General features: G+C 62.3%; 36 protein-coding genes. 1 reads left to right on the forward strand and 35 read right to left on the reverse strand.

The features are described from left to right. Positions 1-47: 47 nt before the first annotated feature. From DOM56_RS09285 to DOM56_RS09460, 35 genes are all read right to left on the reverse strand, one after another. Positions 48-422 carry a hypothetical protein gene (locus DOM56_RS09285; RefSeq protein WP_110708497.1) on the reverse strand — a complete coding sequence of 125 codons (375 nt, stop codon included), beginning with the start codon at positions 420-422 and terminating at the stop codon, positions 48-50. Positions 423-440: 18 nt separating this feature from the next. After that, positions 441-827 (reverse strand): outer membrane protein assembly factor BamE, encoded by a 387-nt coding sequence (gene bamE, locus DOM56_RS09290; RefSeq protein WP_157958195.1) that lies wholly within the window; start codon positions 825-827, stop codon positions 441-443. Positions 828-1254: 427 nt separating this feature from the next. Beyond that, entirely contained in the window at positions 1255-1470 is a 216-nt protein-coding gene (locus DOM56_RS09300; protein ID WP_110708500.1) for a hypothetical protein, read from the reverse strand. Between the two features lies 1 nt (position 1471). Next, entirely contained in the window at positions 1472-2059 is a 588-nt protein-coding gene (locus DOM56_RS09305) for a DUF6246 family protein (RefSeq protein WP_110708501.1), read from the reverse strand. Beyond that, on the reverse strand, positions 2059-2553 hold the full coding sequence (locus DOM56_RS09310) for a phage tail tube protein (RefSeq protein WP_110708502.1): 495 nt from the start codon (positions 2551-2553) through the stop codon (positions 2059-2061). Before DOM56_RS09310 ends, DOM56_RS09305 begins: the two co-directional genes overlap by 1 nt. 13 nt (positions 2554-2566) lie before the next feature. Further along, positions 2567-2932, reverse strand: a complete 366-nt coding sequence (locus tag DOM56_RS09315) for a hypothetical protein (RefSeq protein ID WP_110708503.1) — start codon at positions 2930-2932, stop codon at positions 2567-2569. Next, positions 2929-3291, reverse strand: a complete 363-nt coding sequence (locus DOM56_RS09320) for a hypothetical protein (RefSeq protein ID WP_110599837.1) — start codon at positions 3289-3291, stop codon at positions 2929-2931. The genes DOM56_RS09315 and DOM56_RS09320 overlap by 4 nt, the downstream gene beginning before the upstream one ends. A gap of 8 nt (positions 3292-3299) precedes the next feature. Beyond that, positions 3300-3797, reverse strand: coding sequence for a KilA-N domain-containing protein (locus DOM56_RS09325; protein WP_110708504.1), 498 nt, complete (start codon positions 3795-3797; stop codon positions 3300-3302). A gap of 170 nt (positions 3798-3967) precedes the next feature. After that, the gene (locus DOM56_RS09330) at positions 3968-4315 is read right to left on the reverse strand and encodes a hypothetical protein (RefSeq protein ID WP_110708505.1); all 348 of its coding nucleotides are present in this window, start codon (positions 4313-4315) and stop codon (positions 3968-3970) included. Then, complete coding sequence (locus DOM56_RS09335) at positions 4312-4704, reverse strand: hypothetical protein (RefSeq protein ID WP_110708506.1); 393 nt, start codon at positions 4702-4704, stop codon at positions 4312-4314. The genes DOM56_RS09330 and DOM56_RS09335 overlap by 4 nt, the downstream gene beginning before the upstream one ends. Positions 4705-4707: 3 nt before the next feature. Next, a complete protein-coding gene (locus tag DOM56_RS09340; RefSeq protein ID WP_232822237.1) occupies positions 4708-5169 on the reverse strand; it encodes a hypothetical protein in 462 nt (153 codons plus the stop codon). A gap of 64 nt (positions 5170-5233) precedes the next feature. Next, positions 5234-6313, reverse strand: a complete 1080-nt coding sequence (locus tag DOM56_RS09345) for a major capsid protein (protein WP_110708508.1) — start codon at positions 6311-6313, stop codon at positions 5234-5236. Positions 6314-6322: 9 nt separating this feature from the next. Continuing rightward, positions 6323-6766 carry a hypothetical protein gene (locus DOM56_RS09350; RefSeq protein WP_110708509.1) on the reverse strand — a complete coding sequence of 148 codons (444 nt, stop codon included), beginning with the start codon at positions 6764-6766 and terminating at the stop codon, positions 6323-6325. 3 nt (positions 6767-6769) lie between these two features. After that, on the reverse strand, positions 6770-7897 hold the full coding sequence (locus DOM56_RS09355; protein WP_110708510.1) for a DUF2213 domain-containing protein: 1128 nt from the start codon (positions 7895-7897) through the stop codon (positions 6770-6772). 73 nt (positions 7898-7970) lie between these two features. Beyond that, positions 7971-8159 carry a hypothetical protein gene (locus DOM56_RS19675; RefSeq protein ID WP_232822238.1) on the reverse strand — a complete coding sequence of 63 codons (189 nt, stop codon included), beginning with the start codon at positions 8157-8159 and terminating at the stop codon, positions 7971-7973. A 148-nt stretch (positions 8160-8307) separates the two neighbouring features. After that, on the reverse strand, positions 8308-9243 hold the full coding sequence (locus DOM56_RS09360; protein ID WP_110708511.1) for a phage minor head protein: 936 nt from the start codon (positions 9241-9243) through the stop codon (positions 8308-8310). Beyond that, positions 9176-10543: a phage portal protein gene (locus DOM56_RS09365; RefSeq protein WP_157958198.1), complete on the reverse strand. Its 1368-nt coding sequence runs from the start codon at positions 10541-10543 to the stop codon at positions 9176-9178. Before DOM56_RS09365 ends, DOM56_RS09360 begins: the two co-directional genes overlap by 68 nt. A 50-nt stretch (positions 10544-10593) precedes the next feature. Next, positions 10594-12198, reverse strand: a complete 1605-nt coding sequence (locus tag DOM56_RS09370; RefSeq protein ID WP_110708513.1) for a TerL protein — start codon at positions 12196-12198, stop codon at positions 10594-10596. A gap of 3 nt (positions 12199-12201) precedes the next feature. After that, a complete protein-coding gene (locus DOM56_RS09375; protein WP_110708514.1) occupies positions 12202-12789 on the reverse strand; it encodes a terminase small subunit in 588 nt (195 codons plus the stop codon). A gap of 161 nt (positions 12790-12950) precedes the next feature. Then, a complete protein-coding gene (locus tag DOM56_RS09380) occupies positions 12951-13463 on the reverse strand; it encodes a hypothetical protein (protein WP_110708515.1) in 513 nt (170 codons plus the stop codon). Further along, positions 13460-13783, reverse strand: coding sequence for a hypothetical protein (locus DOM56_RS09385; protein ID WP_110708516.1), 324 nt, complete (start codon positions 13781-13783; stop codon positions 13460-13462). The genes DOM56_RS09380 and DOM56_RS09385 overlap by 4 nt, the downstream gene beginning before the upstream one ends. Then, on the reverse strand, positions 13780-14118 hold the full coding sequence (locus DOM56_RS09390) for a hypothetical protein (protein ID WP_110708517.1): 339 nt from the start codon (positions 14116-14118) through the stop codon (positions 13780-13782). Before DOM56_RS09390 ends, DOM56_RS09385 begins: the two co-directional genes overlap by 4 nt. A 9-nt stretch (positions 14119-14127) precedes the next feature. Continuing rightward, on the reverse strand, positions 14128-14445 hold the full coding sequence (locus tag DOM56_RS09395) for a hypothetical protein (RefSeq protein WP_110708518.1): 318 nt from the start codon (positions 14443-14445) through the stop codon (positions 14128-14130). Further along, positions 14442-14969: a glycoside hydrolase family 104 protein gene (locus tag DOM56_RS09400; protein WP_110708519.1), complete on the reverse strand. Its 528-nt coding sequence runs from the start codon at positions 14967-14969 to the stop codon at positions 14442-14444. The genes DOM56_RS09395 and DOM56_RS09400 overlap by 4 nt, the downstream gene beginning before the upstream one ends. Before the next feature lie 229 nt (positions 14970-15198). Further along, the gene (locus tag DOM56_RS09405) at positions 15199-15930 is read right to left on the reverse strand and encodes a hypothetical protein (RefSeq protein WP_110708520.1); all 732 of its coding nucleotides are present in this window, start codon (positions 15928-15930) and stop codon (positions 15199-15201) included. Continuing rightward, complete coding sequence (locus tag DOM56_RS09410) at positions 15927-16115, reverse strand: hypothetical protein (RefSeq protein ID WP_110708521.1); 189 nt, start codon at positions 16113-16115, stop codon at positions 15927-15929. The genes DOM56_RS09405 and DOM56_RS09410 overlap by 4 nt, the downstream gene beginning before the upstream one ends. Next, positions 16112-16456, reverse strand: coding sequence for a DUF1064 domain-containing protein (locus DOM56_RS09415; RefSeq protein WP_110708522.1), 345 nt, complete (start codon positions 16454-16456; stop codon positions 16112-16114). Before DOM56_RS09415 ends, DOM56_RS09410 begins: the two co-directional genes overlap by 4 nt. After that, positions 16453-16893, reverse strand: coding sequence for a DUF968 domain-containing protein (locus DOM56_RS09420; RefSeq protein ID WP_110708523.1), 441 nt, complete (start codon positions 16891-16893; stop codon positions 16453-16455). Before DOM56_RS09420 ends, DOM56_RS09415 begins: the two co-directional genes overlap by 4 nt. Then, on the reverse strand, positions 16890-17345 hold the full coding sequence (locus tag DOM56_RS09425) for a recombination protein NinB (RefSeq protein WP_110708524.1): 456 nt from the start codon (positions 17343-17345) through the stop codon (positions 16890-16892). Before DOM56_RS09425 ends, DOM56_RS09420 begins: the two co-directional genes overlap by 4 nt. Further along, a complete protein-coding gene (locus DOM56_RS09430) occupies positions 17342-17683 on the reverse strand; it encodes a hypothetical protein (RefSeq protein ID WP_110708525.1) in 342 nt (113 codons plus the stop codon). Before DOM56_RS09430 ends, DOM56_RS09425 begins: the two co-directional genes overlap by 4 nt. Beyond that, positions 17680-17919: a hypothetical protein gene (locus tag DOM56_RS09435; RefSeq protein ID WP_110708526.1), complete on the reverse strand. Its 240-nt coding sequence runs from the start codon at positions 17917-17919 to the stop codon at positions 17680-17682. Before DOM56_RS09435 ends, DOM56_RS09430 begins: the two co-directional genes overlap by 4 nt. Continuing rightward, the gene (locus DOM56_RS09440; RefSeq protein WP_348627105.1) at positions 17916-18707 is read right to left on the reverse strand and encodes a replication protein P; all 792 of its coding nucleotides are present in this window, start codon (positions 18705-18707) and stop codon (positions 17916-17918) included. Before DOM56_RS09440 ends, DOM56_RS09435 begins: the two co-directional genes overlap by 4 nt. An 858-nt stretch (positions 18708-19565) precedes the next feature. Beyond that, on the reverse strand, positions 19566-20042 hold the full coding sequence (locus tag DOM56_RS09450; protein ID WP_110708529.1) for a GIY-YIG nuclease family protein: 477 nt from the start codon (positions 20040-20042) through the stop codon (positions 19566-19568). A gap of 62 nt (positions 20043-20104) precedes the next feature. After that, positions 20105-20716: a hypothetical protein gene (locus DOM56_RS09455; protein WP_110708530.1), complete on the reverse strand. Its 612-nt coding sequence runs from the start codon at positions 20714-20716 to the stop codon at positions 20105-20107. A 32-nt stretch (positions 20717-20748) separates the two neighbouring features. Beyond that, positions 20749-20973, reverse strand: a complete 225-nt coding sequence (locus DOM56_RS09460; protein ID WP_157958200.1) for a YdaS family helix-turn-helix protein — start codon at positions 20971-20973, stop codon at positions 20749-20751. A 104-nt stretch (positions 20974-21077) separates the two neighbouring features. On the opposite strand from DOM56_RS09460, the gene DOM56_RS09465 reads away from it, so the two are divergent. After that, positions 21078-21770 (forward strand): S24 family peptidase, encoded by a 693-nt coding sequence (locus DOM56_RS09465; protein WP_110708531.1) that lies wholly within the window; start codon positions 21078-21080, stop codon positions 21768-21770. The last annotated feature ends 32 nt before the right edge of the window (positions 21771-21802 follow it).

Consider the following 21802-nt stretch of genomic DNA (forward strand, 5'->3'; position numbering starts at 1 on the left):
TAAAAAACCCCGCCGAGGCGGGGTTCTGAGTGCTTAAGGGTGGGGCGTCAGAGTTTTTGCAGAATCAGCCACACGAAGCCGGCGATGACGACGAAGGCGATCACCTTGCCGAGAGTCTCGCCGGCTTTCACGTCCTTGGTATGCTTTTGTTCGGCATCAGCGATCACGCCCTCAAGGCGTCTCGACTCCTTCAGCATCTCTTCGGTGTGCGACTCTACGGCTTCCGAATAGATGTTCAGGAATTCCACCTTTTCAGAGTCAGTCATCCCGGCCGTGTGGATATCGTGGATTTCCTGCGAGTGTCTTTCACTCAGGGCGTAGACGTCCTCTCCGCGCTGGGCTGCTGAGAGCTTCTCCTCGCTGTTCTTCTTGGCCAGCGCGAGCACAGCTTCGCGGTCGATCCAGCGCTTGCTATCGTTCATGAGCAGCCCACCAATTCCTCAATCGCTGAATACACCCGTCTTGATGCCCGAATCGTTCTCGTTCATCAGGTAATTGGAAACGACGCCGCTCTTGTCGAAGATCACCGTCAACTGCTTTGTGGTTCCCGATGTCGAGGTTCCAAACAGACCCATGAACGGGATGTAGTTGACCGCGTCAGACGACGCGCGCGAGTGCACGTACATCCACTGCTCGTCGCCCTTGGCGTCCAGCATCTTGCTCGTTGGATTCCCGAGTATCTGAATTACGTCCGCCTTGGTCGTCTTGCCGACCTCTAGTTTTTGGCTGATGGTTTGCTGGCTCTCTCCGGCCAGCCGATCATTTCCGACGGACGCGCAGCCCGTCATGAGTATCGCGACGGCCGCGATCATCACGAGTCGTTTCACCTGATCCCTCACGTAGTAGACGCCGCTCTGGGGCGGCTGTCACAGCAGGGTATCGGCTATGGCTGCGCGTTGGTAGGTCTGGTGGTGGACGGACCTCGATGGTCGTAAGCCATCTCCCATGGATGCATCGCCAGTGCGCAGCTTGCCGAGTGTTATGGCACGCTCGATGGCTCACTCACGCAGGGAGAAAAATAATGACCGATCGTAATAAATGGACGGTCGGGAACCTCCATATCACCCCGAAGCGCAAGGAGCTTCGAGTTAGCTTGGACGGCCCCGATAAGGCGGATCTGAATTTGGTAGTAGATCTTCCAGATGACTGGAGGTCCCTGACGCTCGCAAAGCTGGAGGATCTAGCGTTCGAGAAAGCTCGCGAACTATACCCAGCCACGTAAGCTTTGCCCCGCCATCTCGGCGGGGCGATCTCTTAATCACCCGCGAGCTGTGCAAGCCTTTCTTCAATCTTGGATAGTCGATATTCCGTTTTGGCTTCGGAATCGCTCGCCACCGCCTTTGCCGAAGATACTTCATCAGCCAATGCTTCGAGCTTTCCTTCAAACTGTTCAATCAGACCGCCGGGATTGCGAAGCACTGCAACGATTCGTTCAACGATGGCGTCGTGGTCTTCTCGCTGTTCACTCATGTCACTTCTCCTTGGGTTTGATCTTCGACCGGATGCTGGTCACGCGTGAACATAGCGCCTCGGCCTCTTCCGGCGTCATCTGCTCGTGCTCGTCGTCCTTCGGCGGGTGCTTGGCATCCATCGCGCGCTGGAACTCGATCATGGTCATGGCCCAGGCCTCGGGAGCCGAGACGCCGAGATGCGCCTGGGCGGCGCCGACGAACTCCGCTGGCGAGAACTCGGCCGAGGCCTTCCCGCTGGCCTTCGCCCTGCGCCGTGGCTCGCCGACGATGCCGCTGACGGCCAGCCGGACGCCTAGGATATGGATCTCTGCCGGTGGCATGCTCCCCAAGACGTAGCGGAGCCGGCCCCGGTGATCACGGTAGTAGCCGATGAGGCGGTCGAGATCGGAAGGCTCCCCCGCGTAGCAGGCCGACAGGACCGCCAGGGCACAGACATAGCCGTCCATCCCCTCGCGCTGCACGCGCGCCAGCAGCCGGCCCAGCTCGGCAGGATTGCCGAGTGAGCCGATGGCGGCGAGGGAAGGGCGGAACAGGTAGTCCCGCTCGCCCCAGGTGATGCCGATCTCGCCCGAGTGGACGTTGGCCATTAGGCGCCCGCGCTCTCGGTGCTGATGGTGTAGGCGAAGCTGTTGCCTTCCATCGTCCAACTCGCCACGTCATCGTGCGGAGCGTTATTACGGAAGCTGGTCAGCAGAGCGGTGCCGGTGTAGGTACGCAGCTGGCTATCGCCGCGCGGCACGCTGATGCGCAGCCAGATGGTCGGGTAGCCGGTGGCGCTACCGTTGCCGGCAGGGTCGTTCACGAAGTCCTCGAGCGCATCGACGTTTTTCGTGGTGTCCTTGGTGGCCAAGCCGTCGAAACTGATGTCGGACTGCTTGTAGGTGACCAGGTTCTCCTGGGTCATATTCGGGCTGTCGTCGGTCGTGGCGTCAGTGGTCTGCCACTCGGCACCCCATTCCTTGCCGCGCATCGCGCCCAGCGTGAGCCATTCGCCCGGATCGGTGCTGGCTTCGGGATCGGTCAGTGCGATCTCGACCAGCGCTTCGCGGCCCATGTATTTCTGAATCGGTTGCAGTGCCATGGTGTCGGCTCCTTCAAGTCCAAACGCGGACGTTGAGTTCGTAGAGTGATCGCCCGGATTCGAGCGTGGAGGGGCCGACGACGTCGGCCAGGATCTGGAAATTGCACACGCCGGTGGCGGTGTGGTTGGCCAGCAGGTAGTCGCGGATGGCCACGGCCCGCTCGTAACCGGTATCGGGGCGCTCGGTGCACAGCGCCATCGTGACGCCAGGCTGCTGCATCAGTTCCGTCGCCGTGGCGCCACCGTCAGGCCGGAAGAGGATCGAGTCCGCGGCGCCGGCCTCGGTGTTCTCCGGGTACAGGCGGAAAAAAACCGGCGCCAGGCCGGTCAGTTGCTCGCCCGCGGCGAGATGTTCGTGGAGCACGCGCAGTGCGTTCATCGGCGATAGCTCCGCTTGATGTGGGCCTCAATATCGGCGCGGCCGTCACGCTCGAATCCCTTTTTCAGGAACTCATCCTCTGCAGCGGCCTTCTGCCAGTTCTTCGATCCGCCGTCGTGCACCGCCGCGGCGTAGGCGGCGGTGTAGGCGACCATTCCCTTTGTGCCGGTGGTCGTGCTGATGACCTGGCGATAGCGGCTGTTGATCAGGTTGGACGTATCGACCGGCGTCAGGTTGACCGCATAGCCCTCGCCGATGATCAGGATCTCGGTGACGACCCGCTCGGTCAGAGGGCCGGCAATCCGGCCCACGGTGCGCGAGAAATTGCGCCGGACGTCCCGGCCGCCTCGGATGGGCATAGATCACCTCACGCTGCGTCGATCGACAGGACCATCTGAAGCTGATCCCGCCAGTGCTGCACCTCAGCCTCGAGCGGCGGCTTTTTCCACCGATGGTGGGCAAGCTCCCGGCCGGCGTTGCTGCCTCGCGTGTTCTGCTCTTCGAGCCGCTCTTGGGCGACTTCTAAGTGGCGCCGCGCGTCGGGCTCGCCGTGGATCAGCGCCTCGATCTGCATGTCCGCCCACACGCCAAAGTCAACGTCGATCCAGCGAGCAAATGCCACAGCCAGTTTTGGGTGTAGCCAGGTGCCGCCGCCGCGCCCTCGCTTGGCGCGAATCAAATACCCGGAATCAGGGGTATTTAGATGCCGAGCCAGCGAATCCATGTAGCGTTTCGTCTCGGCGTTCTCTAGCCAGTGGTCCAGGCGCTTGCCGTGACGCTTGGAGATGTCGGTCGCGTTGATCCAGCCGTCGTGCGTAAAGCGGATCGCCTGGCCCTGGTAGGGGAAGGGGATGATGTTGGTCATATCAGATACCTCAGTAGGATGAGCCCGTCGCACAGAGACAGCGGCCCCAGAGCTAACCGCGCTCACCGGACCCATCCTGCTGAGGACTCTGGATTCGCGCCGTGCGAGGCGCATACGAAAACGCCCCAGCATGTGCCGGGGCGTCGGGTGCAGCTTGTTGAAGGTAGGGATCAGGTGAAGAGCACGAAGTCGGGATCCTCGCCGAAGAACGACATGTCCCAGCCGCCGACCTTTTTGATCGTTTTGGCGGTGGCCGGCGGCGCCTCATCCTCGAGCGCGGCGCCAATCACGATCCGGTCGCCGGCTTTAATCTTCATGGGGTTCTCATGCCACACGGTGTCGCGCGGCACGAACTGCTGGCCGTTGTCGTCAGTCTGCGTTTCGCCCATGTTCTCGAACGTGCAGGCGATGACATGCGGGCCGTCATAGACCGGCTCGCGGGTGTACGGGTCGCGCTCGCCGGTTTGTAGCCAGAGGGTAGAGACGTTCTGGTAACTCCAGGCGCTCGTTTGGCTCATGCGCACCCCCGGCGCCGCCCAGGTCCGGCCACGGCAATGAATGGCCGCGCCTTGTCGGACTGCAATAGACGGGTAACGCATCCAGCCGTGTCTAGCGAGCGCAACGCAGAGCCCCAGTTGGTCGAGTCGATGCCCGCGCCACTGGGCGTGGCGAAAGAACGCGACGCGCCAGAAGGTGCCGACTGGCTCCGAATCTGCCCGCCGGCGGCAAGGGTGGCCAGGTGCCCGACAGCGTTGATCTTGAGGATCCGCTGCGTGATCTCAGGCACCTTGTTCTTGTCGAGGCAGGCATCGGCGCCATCGACCACCGCAATGAAGTCGGTGAGCATCGCGTTGGCGCCGGTGATGCCGTAGCCCCTGACGTCATCGACGGTGATCGTGGCGGCCATGGGTCAGTCCTTCTCGGAGAGCTTGGCTTTCTCGAACTTCGCTTCCAGCGTGTCGAGCTTGCTGTTCGGGCCCGGGCGCTCGCCGGTCAGCTTCTCGATCTCGTCGATCAGCCAGGCCTTGCGCTTCGCGTCAGCCTCGGCGCTGGTGTCCTGGGCGGCCGGCTTCTGGCTGGCGACCTGGGTGCCGGGATCGGCGTCGTCGGGGCGGTTCTCGACCGTGGCGGTCACGCTGGCCTTGAGGTCGGCGTTCTCGGCCTCCAGCGCCTCGTTGCGTGCCTTCAGATCGGCGTTCTCGGCTTGCAGGGCTGCGAGGTCGCCATCGGCGTCCTGGTCCGTGGTGAGGCCTTTCTCGTTGATCTGCTCGACCTTGCCGGCGAACACGGTAGGAATCTTGTCGCCCTTGAGGGTGATCACGTCACCAACGGCGCAGCGTTGGCCGTTGTGATACATGTTGGATTTCGTCACGCGAACTTTCATGGCGGGTACCTGTGATTCGGAAGGAAGAAGGGGAGCCGAAGCTCCCCAGTGATCATGCAGACGCGGCGTAGAGCCAGGCCGTGCGGCCGTTGATGTCCGCCCGGATCTCCAGGCCCATCGCCGACCAGACGATGAACTGGTGGCGAGCGAACGGCGTCTGGCGCGGCAGGGCGAGATTCGACACCCCTTGGCCCAGCAGGGGCACGATGTACTCCTGAGACAGGACGCCCATGATCAGCTCGTTACCTTCAAGGCCGGACAGCTCCTTGATCGCGCCGATGCCTTCGAGGCTCTCCAGCTCGGCGCGCAAAGTGCGGCTGGTTGCCACTGACTGACCGCTCCCATCGATCATGATGAAATAGCGGTCTAACGTAGCCGCAATCTCAGGGGAGACGTACACGGTCAAATTGCCGGCCACGCGATTGTCACGACGCAAGATATTGCGCAGGCGGACAAACTCCTCGCGCACATCGTTGGGCGTTGTGGTGCGACTGGTCAGGTCGATCCCGATGGTCGCCTTGGCCGTGTTCGCGCTGTTGCGAATGCCGTAGGACTTCACGCCCTTGAACTCGAGCGGATTGCCGTTGGCATCGACGACGCCGTCCAGGCATGAGCCAGCCATGCGCTCACGCACGGTCCGGGTAGAACCGGCCTGGTCGTCGAGCAGATCGTTCCAGCCTTCGGACTGCTGGCCAGCCAGCTCCCGCCATTCGCGGTAGTAGCCAGACTGGTGAACCGGCACGAGCGCGCCATCGTACTTGTACGAGGTCTGATCGTTCGGGATCGGCTCGAGTCCGGATATGCTGGAAGTGACCGCGCCGCCGGAACCGGCCTGGCGGTACTGGTGGATCATCTTGCCGATGTTCAGCGGCCGTGCCAGCGGCATCAGGTCGTTGAGCAGCACCTCGACATTCGGGTCCAGCATGATTGCCTTGGTCTGCGCGTCCATCTCGGCATAGACCGGATACGGCACCGGGGTCGACGCATTGCCGACCATGCCCGGCACTGGGATGCCGGCGAAGCCGCGCTCGGTGTTCGCGTGCAGCGCGCGGTGGGCCTGGAGGTATTCGTACTGCCCCCGCAGGCTCCGATTCGCTGCCACGCTCTTTTTGTCGAAAACATAGGTAGTCATCGTGGCCCCTTAGATGAACTTGACCGCGACCAGCTCGGAGCCGGTACCGGTGGTGATGGTTTCGGCGGCATTGCCGATTGCGGCCGTGCCGTCGGCGGGGTCGGTGATCGTCAGTGTGCCGCCCGCGGTGGGGAACAGCGGGGCGTCTTCGACGATCTCCTGCTCACCATCGGCCAGCACGTTCAGGATCAAGCCCGGGCCGCAGTAGAACGCGGTCGCGAGGTCATCCGCCGAATAGGCGTTGTCCACCGGCGCTTGGCCAAGGTGATCGCGATCCAGCACGTAGTTCACGTTGCCGGTGCCCGCCGCGAACTTGCCGTTGGCGTCCAGATGCACGACGGTGCCGGGCAGGGTTTCGGCAGCTACCGGCGACTCCTTGCGCAGCGGCTGGTCGAGCATTTGGGCAGGTGCGCAGAAGATCACGCCCTTGCCGAACTTGGTGTAGTTGCTCATGGATTACTCCGGCAGGGTGTTGGTGTCTTCGGCCTTGCCGCCGCCGAAGCCAGCGTTGATGTGGAAGCCATCGCGCGGCTGCAGGCTGTTCACGACCTTCTGCTTCGCGTTGGCGGTCATGCCTTCGAGCTCGGCATCGTTCCAGCCGTTGGCCTTCAGCTGCTCGTCGAGCTTGGCGCTTTCGGCCTTGGCGGCGGCATCGGAATTGGCCTTCAGCGCCTTGATGGTTTCGCCCTGTTCCTTCTGGCCGTTGACCAGCGAGGTGATCTGCTCGTCGCGAGTTTTCATCGCTTCGTTCACGGCGCTGATGACGTCTTCTTTCGTCAGTGACATATCGCCCTCCGGGGCTTTCGCATTTGCGGTGGTGGTCTGGGAGCTTTCAGACTGCGCGCCCCCGAAAGCGCTCTTGATGGCCGTCACGAGCTTGTCGAGACGGCCCTTGTTCTGTTCGCGCTTCTCGGCGCGATCGGCAATGCGGAGAATGTGCTCGGCTGCGGCGGTGATCTCGTACTCGTCGTCGTCGCTGAACTCGACGTTCGCCTGCAGCACTTCGGCCTCGTCCCCGGCGGCGTTCACGAACATGCCAACGCCGTCCTCTGGAGTCGCCGCACCGGGCTCGCCGATCAGGATGGCGTCGTGGTCGAACTGCATGTTGTGAGCCGACCAGGTGTAGCGCTTACCCTTGCTCTCGCCGTTCGCGACCTTGATCTCGAGTTCGAGGCCGGTGCTGGTGTGGATGGGCTCCTGCTTCTCGATGGCCTGGATCAACCCCCGGCCTTCGGCGGTCTGGTTGGCAACGCGGATGTTCACCACCTTGTCGAGCAGCACCCGGCCGCCTTCGCGCCGAACGTTCTCGTTCCACGCCCCGATCCAGTGCTTGTTGAGCGCGTGAGGGGAGCGGGCTGGCACAAACTGGTTACCGACCTTGGGGTGACCGAGCGGCGCCGGCGTGCCTTCGAGCCCCTTGTAGCTGGCTTCGATCTCGGCAGCGCTGTAGAGGCCGCCGTTCATCACGCAGTCATCGGGCAGGGTGGCCGACGGGATGCGGTAGTGGTCCTCGCCGTTGATGGTCTCTTTCTTGATCTGCGACGCATTCACACGCGTCACGATGTGGGCATGTTTGGTGGTCATGCGTCCTCCAGAAACGAAAAAGCCCCGCCGGTTAGGGCAGGGCCAGGAAGAAGAAAGCCGCCTCAGCGGGCGGCTATTCGTGTTTGATGATGCGGTAGATGCTCTCGCCGGGCTTGCCGGCCAGAACCTCGCCTTCGTGCAGCTCAGGTATGGGGCGCAGTCGGATGCGGCCGTCGACGTCCATCATGTTGCGGCGCTCGACGATGCGGCGGTATTCGAACTGGCTCTGCACCAGGACGATCATGTGGGTTTGCTCGGTCACGGCTTCCGTAATCTGCGCGGCACCAAGACGGCCCTCAGCGGCCTTGGCAGGGCAAAGTAGATTGCCATCCCGAGATTCCGGGTCGCCAGCGCCACGTTATTGATGGCCTCATCTAGCGTTTCCGGTGTTTCGATGCGTGTTCGTCTCATCATGCCGCCGCCTTGAAGAACTTCCGACCCTGCAACTGTAGCTTGCCGGGCAGGGCGCCGGATAGCGGCTTGCCGTTGTCGTCGACGAGGGTCGCCACCTGAGTGCACTTGCAGTTGATGGCGTTGCCGTCGCGGGCGTAGAAATCCGCGACTTCCTGTCGGGTGTAGATCCGCCCGTGCCTGCTGGCGTGAGTAGGGCGGGTGGTGGCCGACAGCGCCGAGAACCACAGCAGCCGGGTACGGATGCCCTCGGCGTTGGTCTGGGCGTCCTCTTCCCATATCGCCCGCCGGTGGGCGACGTTGATCTCGGTTCTAGCAATGCGCTCGGCCCTGGCCCGCGCTCCGGTGGTACTGCCGTCTTCCAGTGCCCGCACGCCGATGCGCTCGCGAACAGTTCGAGCAATCTCTCGCGGAGACTGGCCACGAGCCATGCCATCAGCCAGCGTTCGGGCGAGCTCGGTTCGCAGCTGATCGCTGAAGCCGCGCATCTCCTCGAATACGCGGGCCCGGACCAGCGCCACCCGGGTGCGGTAGGGCGCCGAGATGAGCGTCTCTTCGACCGTGCGCCGGAATGCCTCCGTCTGGGCGGCCAGGCTGACCACGGACGAGGCGGTGCTCTGCTGGTAGGCAAGCTCGGCCTGGCCGATCACGATAGGCTCACCATTGATCGCCCGCATGACCATCTCGTTGATGAGCTCGGCGATGTAGCTGTTCATGTCGTCGAGCACGAACTGATCGAGCAGGTATTCGTAGGTCCGGTCGTCTCCCTGGGCGTTGGCCGCCACCTCGCGATAGCCGATCTGCTCAAATCGCTGCAGCACGCCGCGCTGAATGCCGGCCAGCGCAGTCCGGATCTGCTGGAACGCTCTACGCCGCTGCCGCTCCGTCTGCGTCGGCTGTGCCTTGTTGCGTGGTAGCGTCGGCTGCCTCGCCATCGTCGTCACCCTCCGGCACGTCGTCGTCGTCCAGATCGTCGGTGTCCGGCGATCCCTCGTAGCCCGCCACGTCCCGGATCTCTTCAGCAGTGAAGGCCGGCGGCTCGCCGGTACCCAGTGCCGCCTTGTTGACCTCGCTCATGGTCTTCGCGTTGCCGAGCTTCTCTTCGAACGTCGCATCGGTCAGGTCGTCCCATCCGATGTAGAACTCGAACGCCGGCAGGGCGCCGAACCGCATGAGCTTGGAGACGAGCTTCTCGACAGTCGGGATCGCGAACCGGCGGCGCCGGGTCATGTTCGTCTGCGCCCACTCGCGGCTGTTCTCGTCGCTGGAGCGCTGGGCGATCTGCTGGCCCAGCAGCACCGGCATCGGACACGAAACGCCGGCGGCGTAGGACTGCATGGCCACGGCGAAGAAGTGCTCGGGCGAGGGCAGTGAGTAGGCGAGCGCCTTGGCCTCCATGTCGCCCAGCATCAGCAGCTTGTCCATGCCAGCGCTGAGATCGGCGGCGGTCTCGTTCAGCTTGTCCGCGACCTGGTCGACCTCGACGCCGAACATCTGCGCCAGGCCTTGGACATCGATCCCGTCCTTGCCCGTCGAGTGAAGGGAGAACGCGCCCCGAGCCGTCTTCCAGAACCCTTCGCCGCCGGCGCCCACGATCTTCTCGATGGTCAGCAGGTCATTGAAGCCAGCCTCGTTCGCCGGAATGCCGTAGATCGTGTCGTCGTCCGCGCCCTCGGCGATGATGTGCACGCGGTCGGCGTGGATGGTGAGACTCTGTCGCTCGTCGCGCCCGGCATGCACTGCCTGGGGCGTGAACTGGTAGCTGACCGGATTCCCGTACTCTGGCGACGTCGCATCCTGTTCAAACTCCAGCGGCTCGAGCTGCGCCTCGAACAGCGGCTGCATCTTGAGCAGCTTGACCGGTTGGGTGACGGGCCGGCTCGGGTGAATGCCGTCATCAAACACGAGATACAGCGCCGAGTAGCGGCCAACACGGCCACGCCAGTCGGCGGCCTGCAGCCGGTTCCAGAACGAAAGCTGCTTGAGCACGCGGGCGATCTCACGCTCGCGCTTTGTCTCCTTGTGCGGCTTGTCGCCCTCCATGCCCTCGACGATCCACGGGTTCGTCTCCCACGTCTTCTCGACATGGCGCATGACGCCTGCCCGCGCGATGCCGTTGCGCTTGAACATCGAATGGAAGCTGTCGAACTCCAGCACCTCGGGGTAGCCGTAGTCGGCCCACGCCGTGGCGCGCTTGGCGTCGTTGCTCATCGTCGGCAGGGCGCCGCCGAACATGGGGCCCCGGCGCATATTTTGGTATGGCACAAAGCCCATCGGGGGAACCTCTATCGTCGTCTGTGTCGTGAGAGCACGAGGCCTTGACGAACCTCCTGCGGGGCGTAGCTGATCATCACTCCGTCGCCCAGGTTGGGCGACTTGGTACCGTCGGGCGCCTTATCGACGACCACCTTGCCGGTGCCATTGATGTGGTATGTGGGCTGGGACAACTCCATCAGAAGGCTCGGAGTCCGCCTAGCAAGCTCGCCATCGATCGATATGATCTCGTCCCGGTCGTAATCCATGCCTTCGATCACGGCCCGGTAGGTCTTCTGGAAGCGGATGCGCAGCGCCCACCACCCTTGCGCCTTCAGGTTGGCGAAGAAGTCCTTGTTCTTGCGCTTCGGCACCATCTCTTTCTCGGGCTCGAGCACGCCACCGGACCCACGAAACGGGATGGCATCGAGCTGGCTTTGCCCATGCTCGGCGCGCAGCTCGTTAATGACTCGCGCATCGCCCCGCACCCCCGCACCGAGACCATCCGCGTCATAGCGAAACGACTCAGCGCCAAACGCCTCGGTGAAGCCGAAAGCTTTCTGAACCGTGCCGAAGATGTCGCTGCCTTTGCCTGACCACTCTTCGGCCATGCTCAGCAGGATGCCGCGGCGCCCGGTGAAGGCGTTCTTGTCCTTGCCCTCATCGGCAACGTCGAGCGCGCAGACGTTCTCGCCTGTTGGCTCGATGCCGAGCTTCTTGTGGGCATCGACCGCAGCCTGTACCCACGCAGAGGGAATCAGCACGCCCTCGACAGACGCGCTGTAGTTGATGTCGATTTCCTGGGCGACGGTCACCGGATCAAGCTTCTCGACCTGGTTGGCGTACCACGCATCGTCCTTTCGGGGATCATCGCGCCAGTGGAACGTGAACACGGGAATCTTGCCGCTGAATCGGCGCTGAGCAAACGGGTTGCCCATGCCATTTGGCGTTGAGATGTCCTGCCGGCAGTTGGTGGTCGCCGATAGCGACGCCTCGACCAGATGAGGCCGCTCGAGGAACGCTGATTCGTCGACGATGTAGAACCCTGAGCGGTCGCCGCGGCCGATACCATCGCCAGACTCGCCAGTCATGACCGAGCCGGTGCCAGGGAACTGGATTCGCATGTGCGCGGCGTGCTTCTTGCGATCCCAGCCACCGCGAAACTCGACCGGAAGCATCGAGACGAACATTCGCGCCTTCTCGAAGAGCGATTTGGGAGAGCCGATCTTGTCGACGTACTCCTCTTTGCGCGACCCGAAACCGACGGCCATGCCGTGATGGGTCAGGCAGACCACCGATGCCAGCGCGATCGTCAGCCAAGACATTCCCATGTCTCGTGTTTTCTCGGTGATCCCCGGCTCCTGGTTGCGCCAGCGCTCCATGAACCACTGCACCCATTCCTCCTGGCGAGGGAACAGCAGAAACGGGATGCTTGAGGGCAGGCCGCGCTCAGGGTTTCGAGGATCGAATGTCATACCCCAATCGATGATCATCTGAGCCGGGTTTTCCCGGTAGTAGGCCATCAAGGCCGGAATAACATCTGGATTGCCACGTATCCGGCCGAGGCGTTCGGCACGCCACTCGAATACCTGGCGATAGTCCGGGCTGCGGAAGTCGAAGGCGAACGGTAGCGGCATTGTTCACCCCATAAGGTCACGGTAGGCCTGAGCGGCTTCCTGCGGGTCTTTCGCTTCGAAGCTGACGGACTGGATCGGACCGCCATCTTTTCCGGTGATCTCACGACGTTCGCGCCACGCCTGAACCTCGACGTGCTTGCCGAGCAATTCCAGGTTCTTCACCTTGTCGGGCCACTTAATCTTCTTGAGCAGGCCGACTTGCTCTCGGTCTTCGCCGTGACCTTCCCAAAGCTCGGCTATGTCCATGCCGGCAACGTACCGGCGCCAGGATGATGGCCATTCGGAGATGGGCTTGATAGACCCGTCTTCCGCCAGAATGTCGAGCACATCCATCTGGTCGATCTCGACCAGACGATGAAGCACGTAATCGGCGTCTATCTTGGTTCGCTCAGAACGGGCGCTCATGCGCTCCCGAATGGCAGCCGCCACCTTAGCATTGCTTAGCAGTCGAGAAGCCGTCACCTCGGCGCTGCGCTCGGCGTAGCCAGCACGGATCGCCGCCTGCTTGGCGTTCAGATCGATCAGGTACTCTTCGACGAAACGAGACTGCCGGGCTGTCAGCTCGACAGCCTCCGTGGCAGTCTTGGTCATATCATTACCGTCTTGGTGCTTTGGGTGGAGTGATACGCGCGTACCGGTGGCGGCCCCTCTGGCGACCAGGCTGGTATCTGCCGCGCCTGGGCTGCTTGGGCATCATGAGCGCCGCGGCAACAATCAGTATCAGCAGTAACTGGAACATGGCACAGCCCTCTCTACTTCCCGATCCGGTCATAAAGCGTCGGCTTTGATTCAACCGTCAGCCGGCTATTCTTCGCCGACCAGTTCGTTGAGCCGAAGTAGTACCCGATGACAGTGGTCACCAGCGCCTGGATGAACGGGAAGGCCCACGTCCGCACCTGCGGATCGACACTCCCCTCCGGGGCGAACAGGATGGCGGCGAACAGCAGGAAGCCGCCAAGAATGATCCCGCTGGCCAACCAGTTCTGGAACTCTCCTTTTCCGGCGACGAGCGCAGCTCGCTGAAGGCCACGGGCATCGGCTCGGTCAGCCAGGGCAGCTTTTCGCATTTCGGCTTCGAGTTCCTGCGCCTTCAAGGCCAGCTCAGGGTTACGCTTGAGCGCATCGCCCACGGCTTCTGGGGTTGCGTCAGTACCCAGCAGGGAGGCGAGGGCAGAGCCAATGGCGCCACCCGCCGAGCCGTATAGAGCGGAACCAACCGCTGGAGCGGCCTTGCCAATGATGTCGCCGATGTCTGACCACGTCATGGCTTCACCCCCAACTCACTTGTCCAGTTCGTACGCAGGCGCTCGACGTCTTCCTGCAGGTCGTTGATCTTTCGCTGCATGGGGCCTAGGCGGCCGTTGGCCTCGTCGACCTTTGCTTCGAGCTGTCCAGCCTTCTCCGCTTCGTACTGACGCCCCTGCATCGTGATCGAAACAGCGGCCATGGAACCCGTGGCGATCCTCGCCAGTCGATCGGCATTGTTCGACTCGCTCGACCATCCTGCCCAGCCAGCGCCGGCAATCGCCACCAGTACGGCGACCACCCAGATCGGAACGGGGTAGCTTCGAAACAAGCGCTTCATGGCTTCCCCTTGATCGCTTTGATAATGGCCTTGATGACCGTTGGGACGTCGACCTGGCGGACGCGCGCCTGCATGCCGTGGACGCCCATCAGCGCCATTCCGGCACCGATGCCGGCTGCGCCCTCGACAGGGATCTGGTATTGGCCGTCGAGCGGAATGCCAGACGCCCAGATGACGAGCTTGATGGTGCAGAACGCGATGATGGCGCATACCAGCGCCGTGTTCCGGTTGCCGATGAGCCACGAGATGATGAAAGCTGGCACCGCGGCGGCGACGCGCGGGTCAGAGAACGGCAGCGTCGTCAGCGCCCACAGCTGGGCGAGTAGATCGGACATGGGCGACCCCTATTTTTCGGTGTCGCGCGGGTCCTTGAGTACGCCGTAAGCGATCAGAACGATGATCTGGTAAAGCATCTGGGCCACCGTACCGCCGGCGGCCCTGTATTCGGGAGGAATGTCGAGATTCAGGGCCGCGACACGCCAGGCAGCCATGCCGCATGAGACTGCGGCGATCGACAACCAGGTGATGCTGCGTAACCACTCTCGCAGTCGTGCTCGTTCGAACGGCACAGGGCCGTGGCGCTTGAATTGTCGACCGTACAGCACCGCAGCAATGGCAGAGAGGGTGATCTGCAGGGCGGCGAGGATGAGCTCGGGAGTCATAGGCGCTTCTCCACTTCGTCGTACCAGTCGCGGCTCCGGCCAGAGAATCTACCGCCTGCGGCTTCATAGGCCCGGGCGAGCGTGTCGATGTCGTGCTCGTGCTGGTCGTAGCCGGCCCCGGGCAGAGACGCCCAGATGTTTCGGATAGCCGCGACGGCATCAATGAAACGACCGGCCTGTATCAGGGGCAGGGCGCGCTGCTCGCGAAACTGTTGGATGGCATACAGGTCCTGGCTGAGCGGCCCGAAATCCGGGAGGTCGAGCTTGGCGCGGTAGTGAGGCCAATATCGCGACAGAATCTGGTAGCGGCCTGCGGCCGTGCTGTCGGTGGCGGCGTGGTAAACGTCGGGGTGATCGGCATAACTCCCGAACGTCAGCATGCGACCGGGTAGCGACCCGACCAGTACGTCGTAGCCGTCGTCGCTATCGGCCAGCATCTCGGGACCGATCTCCGAATAGGCCAAGGTATCCAGCATGGCGCACACGTTCACGCCACCGGCTCTGTCTGCGGTGATGCGAGGCATGCGGTGCTCCAGAATAAAAGGCCGCCGAAGGGGAGGCGGCAAACGATCGAACGTGGTGGCCGCTCGAATAGGGTGGCCAGGCAGCCGAAGGCGATAGGAGGGTAGCCGTAGGTGTTGCTGCCGGCCCAACGCAAAAAGGCCGCCCGAGGGCGACCTTTGAAGTTAGGGAGCTGCTAAGCGCGTAGCTCGAACAGCTTAGCGAGGAGACTACATTTTGACCCTTATTTCGTCAAGCAGCTCGCACAATAAAATTGCGCATATCTCGGTTGGCATCGCGCGTAGCTGTCATGATTGGCTCCATGGCTTCTGACTCAAGCTGTGAAACGATGTCGCCGAGCAATGACCACGTCTTGTCCCAGCCATCCTGTTTCCAGTTGTCGGAAATGATCCGCACGCCCCACATACCATAGATCGACTGGCAGATTGCCCGGGGCTGCAGCGGCGGCCGTGAACCATCCACGTTGTCGCGGTCCTGCATCATTCGGGCCTGAATCAGCGCCTCGACGCGCTCGCGGCGTGCGCGGCGGTACCCGTTCCACGTTTCCATGCCGATCGCCATCTGGTACCGGACCAGAATCGTATCCGCGACGTCGTCCAGGTACTCGTTCGCCGCGCCGGTGTCGTTGAGGGACAACCAGTGGCCGACAGCGGCCAGCGCCGGGCTCGATTCCTCGAGACGCTTCACCGCCTGCCAGATCGGGAAGGCGTCTTCCCCATGCGCTGCGCCGGCACCGCCTCTCCGGCTCCTGGTCTCAGACGCTGAAACCTGGTCTCGGGTGTAGTTGAGCACCACGTCTTCGCCGCGGTCATTCATTGCGACATCGGAGTACGTGTGGCGTCTGCCGCTCTTCTTCGTGTGCGCGTCGGTCTGAGCCTCGAGCATGCTGACCATCGCCTGGGTGCGGATGCCAGTCTCGAATGCCTCGGCCCATGCCACACGCGGGTTGCTATCGATCATCATGCTGCCTTCTCCTGATCCGCTTTGTGTTCTGCTGCTGCCGTCTTCGCTTCATCCGCATCGAAGTGCCAGGACAGATCTGCACCGCTGATCGACAGTAGGAATACGTCCTGCCTGCTGACGCTGCATTTCGCGATCTTGTATGGCCCGCTGGTGATGCAGTAGCTGCTGAGCTTGGTCCATTTCATTCGAATACCTCCCGAGCCCACCCACCGCCATGCTTTTTGGCCTGCTTCTTGACGGCGATGAATCGGAACGGGAACAACTCGGCGGCAACCTTGATCTTCACGCGCGCGTCGTCTCTCCAGAAACCTTTCACTTCGTGACACTCGATCAATCCATCGGTGCGCATGACGCTGAAATCCGGCGTGTACCGCGTGTTGTCGGCGAGTTTGAAGGTCATGCCTTCGAAGCTGTACCAGACGATTTCCCCAGACTGCTTCTGGGTTTCCAGAAGGGCGGCGTAGGCTGCCTCTGTCTGATTCATCTTGCCGGCTTTCATTCGGCCCAGGGCAAGGTCACGGTTCATGCTGTCTCCTGCTTCGCTTGAATGAATGCCTGCGCCCCAAGTAGCGCGTCGTGGATAGGGCCGGCCGGGAACTGACGCAAGCCGTATCCGATGATCTGCAGTAGCCAGTCCGACTGGTGCCGCTGCAACTCCGGGTCTCGATGGATATCTCCGTGGCATTCACGGCAGGCCGGCATGGCGAACGAGTCGGGCGCTGTCATGCCCATGCCGGACAAGCCCCAGCCCAAGCCGATCACGTGGTGCGCGTCGGTGGCGTCCTGTAGGCAGACGCAGCAGGGCATCGAGCGGACCCATCGCAGATAGATCGGCGACCTGAATTGCGTGGCGGCCTTTCGCGGCTTCGGCTGGCTCTCCCGCCGGCGAGGCGCCGTACATTGGCGGCGCATCGGCTGGCGAGCGGTGAGAGCTGTTTTGCGTTTGAGGGCGGTGCGCTTCATGCCGCCTCCCGGTATTGCTCATAGGCCCGCAGCGCCGGCTCGCTCCACGCCACGCCGTGCTCGGCGCCGAAGGCATAGATCAGCTCGATCAGGTCGGCGAACTCCTTTTTGCGCATCTTGCTTGTCCGCTTCCCGATCAGCACGAAGCCGCCGTTGATGCCCTGGGCGACGCGCTGCTCGCTATCGAGACCAGCGGTCAGGATGTCCTTCCAATCCTCGGGCGGCAGGTAGTCCATGCGGCCATTGATCGGCCACTGCACTTGGTGGGCGATGTCGGTCAGCATGGGCCAAAGCTTGGCGTTTTGATCGAGCGATCGACGCTTGCCCGGACGGCGCAGCGCGATCTCGACGGCTCCGCGCTGCAAGCCACGTCCTGCCATGTTCGTAATCATTGCAATGGCGCCCTGCAGGTCGCGGATGGTCGCTACGGTGTAGACGTGCTCCTTGCTCATGCCGGCACCTCGATCGGTTGGTCAATGGCGCTTGGCTTCCACCCCGATTGCCGATGCAACTCTTCCCAGCCAACATCACCTTCGAATGGCGGCTCCTTTTTGAGCTGTTGCCCGAACGCTTGGCCGGTGTTTCCGTCGCAACCAAGCACCTCGACCTCACCAAGGATTGATGAATAGGCCGGAGTTTTCCCAAGCACTTCCATCCCAAACCTGAAGCTTTGCTTCGTGTCTGATGCAGACCTGGGAAACACAAAGTCTCCGGCTCTGATGGGGCGGCCATTGCAGTCTCTCGCGAGAACGCCAGTGAACCGATCGTGGATCTTCTGAATGATGCTCATGCCGCAGCACCTCCGTCGCCCAGCCAGTAGGCCTGGCCATCGGTTTCGACCGAGTAGCCGTTTCGGCGCAAACCATCGATCGCCTGTTCGACGCCCTCGGCGCTGAAGCCGTGATAACCCTTCTTCGCCAGGATCTCGCTGATGTCTTCCGCGCTGGCCGGGCCGTTGCCGAGAACGCCCAGGGTGAGCTGCATCAGGTCGACGCGGTTGTGCTGTGGGAATGTCAGTATGGTCATGCGGTCTTCCTCCCCAGTAGGTTGCGCAGCGCGGAAACGCCTTGCTCCCCGGTCATGCTGCGGCCGAACTCCTTTTCAGCTTCGGCAGCCATCTGCTCTCGACCGTTGCGCTCGGCCAGCTCCGCCGGTGTCAGTTGCCCGTCATGTGAGATCAGCGTGCGCGGCTCGACCTCTCCGCCGGCCATCACGCGGTTGACGATCGCCAGGTATTCCTTGCTAAAGCGGGACCGGATGACGTTGATGGCGCGCTCTCCCGTGGCGTTGGCTAGGTCGAACCAGCCAGCAGCGGCACCAGCCACGCGCACGGCCGGATGTGACCATTCATGCTGTCCCGGCTGCTGGGCATGCTGGATCGCTTCGGTGAACGCGACGTCGGACTCAGGCATTCCAAAATCCTCCGGTCTCGGCTGCAGGCTTTTGACCAGGCGCGCAACGCTCGGCGGCCACTCGCCGCCCTCGGCCTTGATCCTCTCGATTGCCATGTCCGCGGCCTGATTGGTCGGAAGTACCGACCACTTCGCCATCGATGTAGCAACCTCGCGCTTCGCCAGAGTCAGCATGTTTTCCGTGCTGAACGCCGTCCGCCATGTCCTGGGGAAGATCGCCTCGAGCCGGGTGAAGATCCGGTTCACCAGCGCCTCCAGTTGGCTCTTCTTCATCGAAGAGGCCGTCGATCCACCCTGAGTCGTTCGGGTCTGCGAGGCGTTGCGCGATTCGATCCCGCTCGCTGCGCTGCTGGTCAAATCCTTGGCGGTTTGCATGGTTGCCTCCTTGGGCGCCGTATCCATTGGCGCTCGGCGCCGGGGTGAACCAGTCGTTTTCGAACTCGGCGGAGGGGCCGAAAAAGCGCTTGCCCTGCATGACGAACTCGGTGGCGTTGCTGCCCTTGGCGCTGACGTGAGCGGCGTAGCGCTGGACGCCGGCGATCATGTCGTCAGCACGAACGCCCTCGGCCAAGCGAGCTCGCCAGGACTTGAACGCCTCGCGCTTCGGGTTTGAGCCAGAACGTTTCGGGTACAGGTTCCAGGCCTGTTCGAATTCCTCGGTGTATTCCAGGGCGGATTTGGGCGAGGATTTCTTCGGCTCCGGATCAACCACCCCCGAACGTAGTGAGGGGGTAGGGGTTACCGGATAACCGGAAGTGGACCGCTCCTCCGTGCTCGCTCCTTGCTCGCTGTTACCCGATTCAGCCCAGTATTGATGCGGGTTTTCTCGGCTCGCTCCCCCGTGCTCGCTCTCGGCTCGCTGTTGATCGAGGTCTTGGCAAGCCAGGGGGAGGCGAAATTCCATCGCCGCCTTCACGCCTTTTCCGCGATGCAAGCGCTCAATGAGCCCAGCCTCTTCCAGTTTGTCGAGCATCCGGGTGATCTGCTGCCTGCTGTAGATGCGTGCTTTCTCCCTGCTACCCGCGGGCGGGTGGTATTCGAGAAGCTCGCGAAACCCTTCAGTCGAGACTCGACGCTTTCGGCCGGTGATGCCGGTGGCGTAATCCATGTATTTGCGTATGCCGCGAAGGTAGAGACGCTCTATCTCTGCTGGCAGGGGTTCCAGCGCCTCGTCCTCGAGCTCATTCCAGCGCCAGGAGTTCACACGCGGAGCCCTCCTTTGTGGCGTGACGGGTAGGTGGTGAACGGTCGCAAGACTCATCAGAACGGCGCTCCTTCGATCTTTCGATGACGAGCGTTGCGAGCGATGAGGTCTCCATTCACCGTTTCTGATGATTCGGCATTCCTGCGGCGCATCACGTAAAGGTCGAAAATTGACTCGGGAGTGCTTTCACCGATCGCCGAATAGGCCATGAAAGCGTGTTCGATAGTGCGTAGGTCGGTAGCGAAAAACTCCCGGCCAGACTCTGCGCGATGATCTTCAAGAGCCGCGTGGATGTATCGCTCGGCCTTCCAACAGTCGGCAAACCACTCGGCAAACATGCAGTCGAACGGCAGCGGGACCCCCGTGGTGTAAAGCTGCGCCATTCGCGTCTGCACGCTGCCAGTGGTCATGCCAATCTTGAAAACCTCCGGCATGTAACTGTTGCCTAGGACGTAAACCCAGCCAGCGTTGCGGAAGAACTCCGCCGGGTTGGTCTGATTGGGGAACTGGTAGACTTCAGCTGTTTGTGTCATGATCACCTCGTGAGTAATACGAAAGCCCCGGGGTTGGTTGGTCGCCTCCCGGGGCTTTTTCGTTACTGGTTGACCGACCTCAGGGCCGGCCTTGCTCCCATCACGCGCTCTTGAATCAAGGCGTGCATGCTCATCAGTGCCGCGACGGCATCGTCGATATCCGTCAGCGCCTGTTCGCCGTATTGGCGGTCTCTCTCGTCCAGCACACCGTCCTGCAGCATCTCGCTCACCACACCCATGACATCGCCGGTTTCTCGTCCAACGGATCCGAGCGCAGCGAATGCGCAGGCAGGGGCATCGCCCACGGCTGGACGGCGAACGCCCATGAATCCGTGGCGGCGGGCAAGAGCAATTCGGGCCTCCTCGTCACCCAATTCCTCAAGCGCTGTCGCCCACGGCTCCTCGAGCCACGCAGGGAACTCGACGGCGCCGGTCGCCCAGCGTTGAACGCGCTTGTTCCAGCTCATGACCGCGTGGTCGTACTGCTCGTCGATGGTCGTGAACGAGTCGAGACATGGCAGGTCAGCCGTCTTCGCCGGGCAGGTGGCATGGGCAATGGCATTCAGCGTGCGAGCAAACTTCTCAACGCTTACGCCGCGCTGTTCGCGAAGTTGGCCCAGGGCATCACGCAACAAAGCGTCACGGCTGGGGTGTCTCAGGTCAGACATGGGCATGGTGTAGACCTTTGGGTAATCTGGATTCGTGGTTAGGCGGCGGGCTGCAGGTCGGCATACAGATCCGGGCGCAGCATTCGCCGGGAAACCTCGCCATCCGTAGCAACCTCGATGCTCTTGGCCATGGCTGCGCCAGGTGTGCGTCCACAGGCCAAGACTTGCCGCAGGTAGGCAGTAGTGGTTTCGGCCTTGGCCGCCACTACGTCGCGCTTTTCGGGCGACATGGATTGCCAGTACTGCTTAAGGGAGTCGTTCATTGATTCAGGCATCGTTAGGTACCTCCGAGGTACATTGTCATCCACTCCAAATGTACCGTCAAGGTTCTGTACCTAATAAGTACAAGTGGGCTCAAATAGAGCTCATGAAAGAGATCTCAGAAATTCGCCTTGAGAACGCCAGAACGTTAGCTGATCAAGTTGGCGGAACTGGTAGTTTTGCCTCGCGCATCGACCGTGAGCCGACCCAGGCATCGCGGTTCATGGGCAGAAACCCGACCAAGAACATCGGGGACCGGCTGGCCAGGCACATTGAGGAATGCTTCGATAAGCCGAAAGGCTGGCTAGACACCGATCATTCCGGCCGCGGCGACTCGAACGTTGCTCATCACCCTGCGCAGTTTGAGTCGAATGTTGCGCCCGCGCCGCGCATGGATGGGTATGTGCCGGTCATCTCTTGGGTACAGGCGGGGGCGTGGACTGAGGTCTGTAACGTCGAGGCTGTCAGTGACGAGATGGTGCCGCGCCCACCGGGGAGCTCCGATCGGACATTCGCGCTGCGCGTGAAAGGGCAGTCGATGGCGCCGCGCTACGAGCCCAACTTGATCATCTACGTCGACCCCGAGGTGATCCCGTTCGACGGTGATGACGTTGTGGCGGTGCTTACTGAATCAAACGAGGCGACGTTCAAGCAGTACGTAGAGGAGCCAGGCGGCGGGAAGATGCTGAAGGCCCGAAACCCAAGCTGGCCTGAGCAATGGGTCAAGATCAACGGCAACTGCGAGATCATCGGCGTGGTGGTCGCCACTATGTGGATGCGAACGCCGAAGGCGGGATGATCATCGGCCACGCCGTATGGCGCGGCGGGGCG

The sequence above is a fragment of the Salinicola sp. CR57 genome (genome assembly GCF_003206585.1).
GTDB classification, from domain to species: Bacteria; Pseudomonadota; Gammaproteobacteria; order Pseudomonadales; family Halomonadaceae; genus Salinicola; species Salinicola lusitanus.

Coding starts and splice junctions, on each gene's coding strand:
- DOM56_RS09320 (WP_110599837.1), bottom strand. CDS start 3,291: ATGCCCATCCGAGGCGGCCGGGACGTCCGGCGCAATTTCTCGCGCACC.
- DOM56_RS09415 (WP_110708522.1), bottom strand. CDS start 16,456: ATGAACCGTGACCTTGCCCTGGGCCGAATGAAAGCCGGCAAGATGAAT.
- DOM56_RS09460 (WP_157958200.1), bottom strand. CDS start 20,973: ATGAACGACTCCCTTAAGCAGTACTGGCAATCCATGTCGCCCGAAAAG.
- DOM56_RS09400 (WP_110708519.1), bottom strand. CDS start 14,969: ATGCCTCGCATCACCGCAGACAGAGCCGGTGGCGTGAACGTGTGCGCC.
- DOM56_RS09455 (WP_110708530.1), bottom strand. CDS start 20,716: ATGCCCATGTCTGACCTGAGACACCCCAGCCGTGACGCTTTGTTGCGT.
- DOM56_RS09310 (WP_110708502.1), bottom strand. CDS start 2,553: ATGGCACTGCAACCGATTCAGAAATACATGGGCCGCGAAGCGCTGGTC.
- DOM56_RS09315 (WP_110708503.1), bottom strand. CDS start 2,932: ATGAACGCACTGCGCGTGCTCCACGAACATCTCGCCGCGGGCGAGCAA.
- DOM56_RS09380 (WP_110708515.1), bottom strand. CDS start 13,463: ATGACGTGGTCAGACATCGGCGACATCATTGGCAAGGCCGCTCCAGCG.
- DOM56_RS09385 (WP_110708516.1), bottom strand. CDS start 13,783: ATGAAGCGCTTGTTTCGAAGCTACCCCGTTCCGATCTGGGTGGTCGCC.
- DOM56_RS09440 (WP_348627105.1), bottom strand. CDS start 18,707: ATGGATACGGCGCCCAAGGAGGCAACCATGCAAACCGCCAAGGATTTG.
- DOM56_RS09330 (WP_110708505.1), bottom strand. CDS start 4,315: ATGAGCCAAACGAGCGCCTGGAGTTACCAGAACGTCTCTACCCTCTGG.
- DOM56_RS09285 (WP_110708497.1), bottom strand. CDS start 422: ATGAACGATAGCAAGCGCTGGATCGACCGCGAAGCTGTGCTCGCGCTG.
- DOM56_RS09375 (WP_110708514.1), bottom strand. CDS start 12,789: ATGACCAAGACTGCCACGGAGGCTGTCGAGCTGACAGCCCGGCAGTCT.
- DOM56_RS09405 (WP_110708520.1), bottom strand. CDS start 15,930: ATGATGATCGATAGCAACCCGCGTGTGGCATGGGCCGAGGCATTCGAG.
- DOM56_RS09465 (WP_110708531.1), top strand. CDS start 21,078: ATGAAAGAGATCTCAGAAATTCGCCTTGAGAACGCCAGAACGTTAGCT.
- DOM56_RS09395 (WP_110708518.1), bottom strand. CDS start 14,445: ATGACTCCCGAGCTCATCCTCGCCGCCCTGCAGATCACCCTCTCTGCC.
- DOM56_RS09420 (WP_110708523.1), bottom strand. CDS start 16,893: ATGAAGCGCACCGCCCTCAAACGCAAAACAGCTCTCACCGCTCGCCAG.
- DOM56_RS09365 (WP_157958198.1), bottom strand. CDS start 10,543: ATGTTCGGCGGCGCCCTGCCGACGATGAGCAACGACGCCAAGCGCGCC.
- DOM56_RS09435 (WP_110708526.1), bottom strand. CDS start 17,919: ATGACCATACTGACATTCCCACAGCACAACCGCGTCGACCTGATGCAG.
- DOM56_RS09345 (WP_110708508.1), bottom strand. CDS start 6,313: ATGACTACCTATGTTTTCGACAAAAAGAGCGTGGCAGCGAATCGGAGC.
- DOM56_RS09430 (WP_110708525.1), bottom strand. CDS start 17,683: ATGAGCATCATTCAGAAGATCCACGATCGGTTCACTGGCGTTCTCGCG.
- DOM56_RS09325 (WP_110708504.1), bottom strand. CDS start 3,797: ATGACCAACATCATCCCCTTCCCCTACCAGGGCCAGGCGATCCGCTTT.
- DOM56_RS09335 (WP_110708506.1), bottom strand. CDS start 4,704: ATGGCCGCCACGATCACCGTCGATGACGTCAGGGGCTACGGCATCACC.
- DOM56_RS09410 (WP_110708521.1), bottom strand. CDS start 16,115: ATGAAATGGACCAAGCTCAGCAGCTACTGCATCACCAGCGGGCCATAC.
- DOM56_RS09370 (WP_110708513.1), bottom strand. CDS start 12,198: ATGCCGCTACCGTTCGCCTTCGACTTCCGCAGCCCGGACTATCGCCAG.
- DOM56_RS09425 (WP_110708524.1), bottom strand. CDS start 17,345: ATGAGCAAGGAGCACGTCTACACCGTAGCGACCATCCGCGACCTGCAG.
- DOM56_RS09355 (WP_110708510.1), bottom strand. CDS start 7,897: ATGACCACCAAACATGCCCACATCGTGACGCGTGTGAATGCGTCGCAG.
- DOM56_RS09390 (WP_110708517.1), bottom strand. CDS start 14,118: ATGTCCGATCTACTCGCCCAGCTGTGGGCGCTGACGACGCTGCCGTTC.
- DOM56_RS09300 (WP_110708500.1), bottom strand. CDS start 1,470: ATGAGTGAACAGCGAGAAGACCACGACGCCATCGTTGAACGAATCGTT.
- DOM56_RS09305 (WP_110708501.1), bottom strand. CDS start 2,059: ATGGCCAACGTCCACTCGGGCGAGATCGGCATCACCTGGGGCGAGCGG.
- DOM56_RS09360 (WP_110708511.1), bottom strand. CDS start 9,243: ATGGCGAGGCAGCCGACGCTACCACGCAACAAGGCACAGCCGACGCAG.
- DOM56_RS09350 (WP_110708509.1), bottom strand. CDS start 6,766: ATGAGCAACTACACCAAGTTCGGCAAGGGCGTGATCTTCTGCGCACCT.
- DOM56_RS09450 (WP_110708529.1), bottom strand. CDS start 20,042: ATGACACAAACAGCTGAAGTCTACCAGTTCCCCAATCAGACCAACCCG.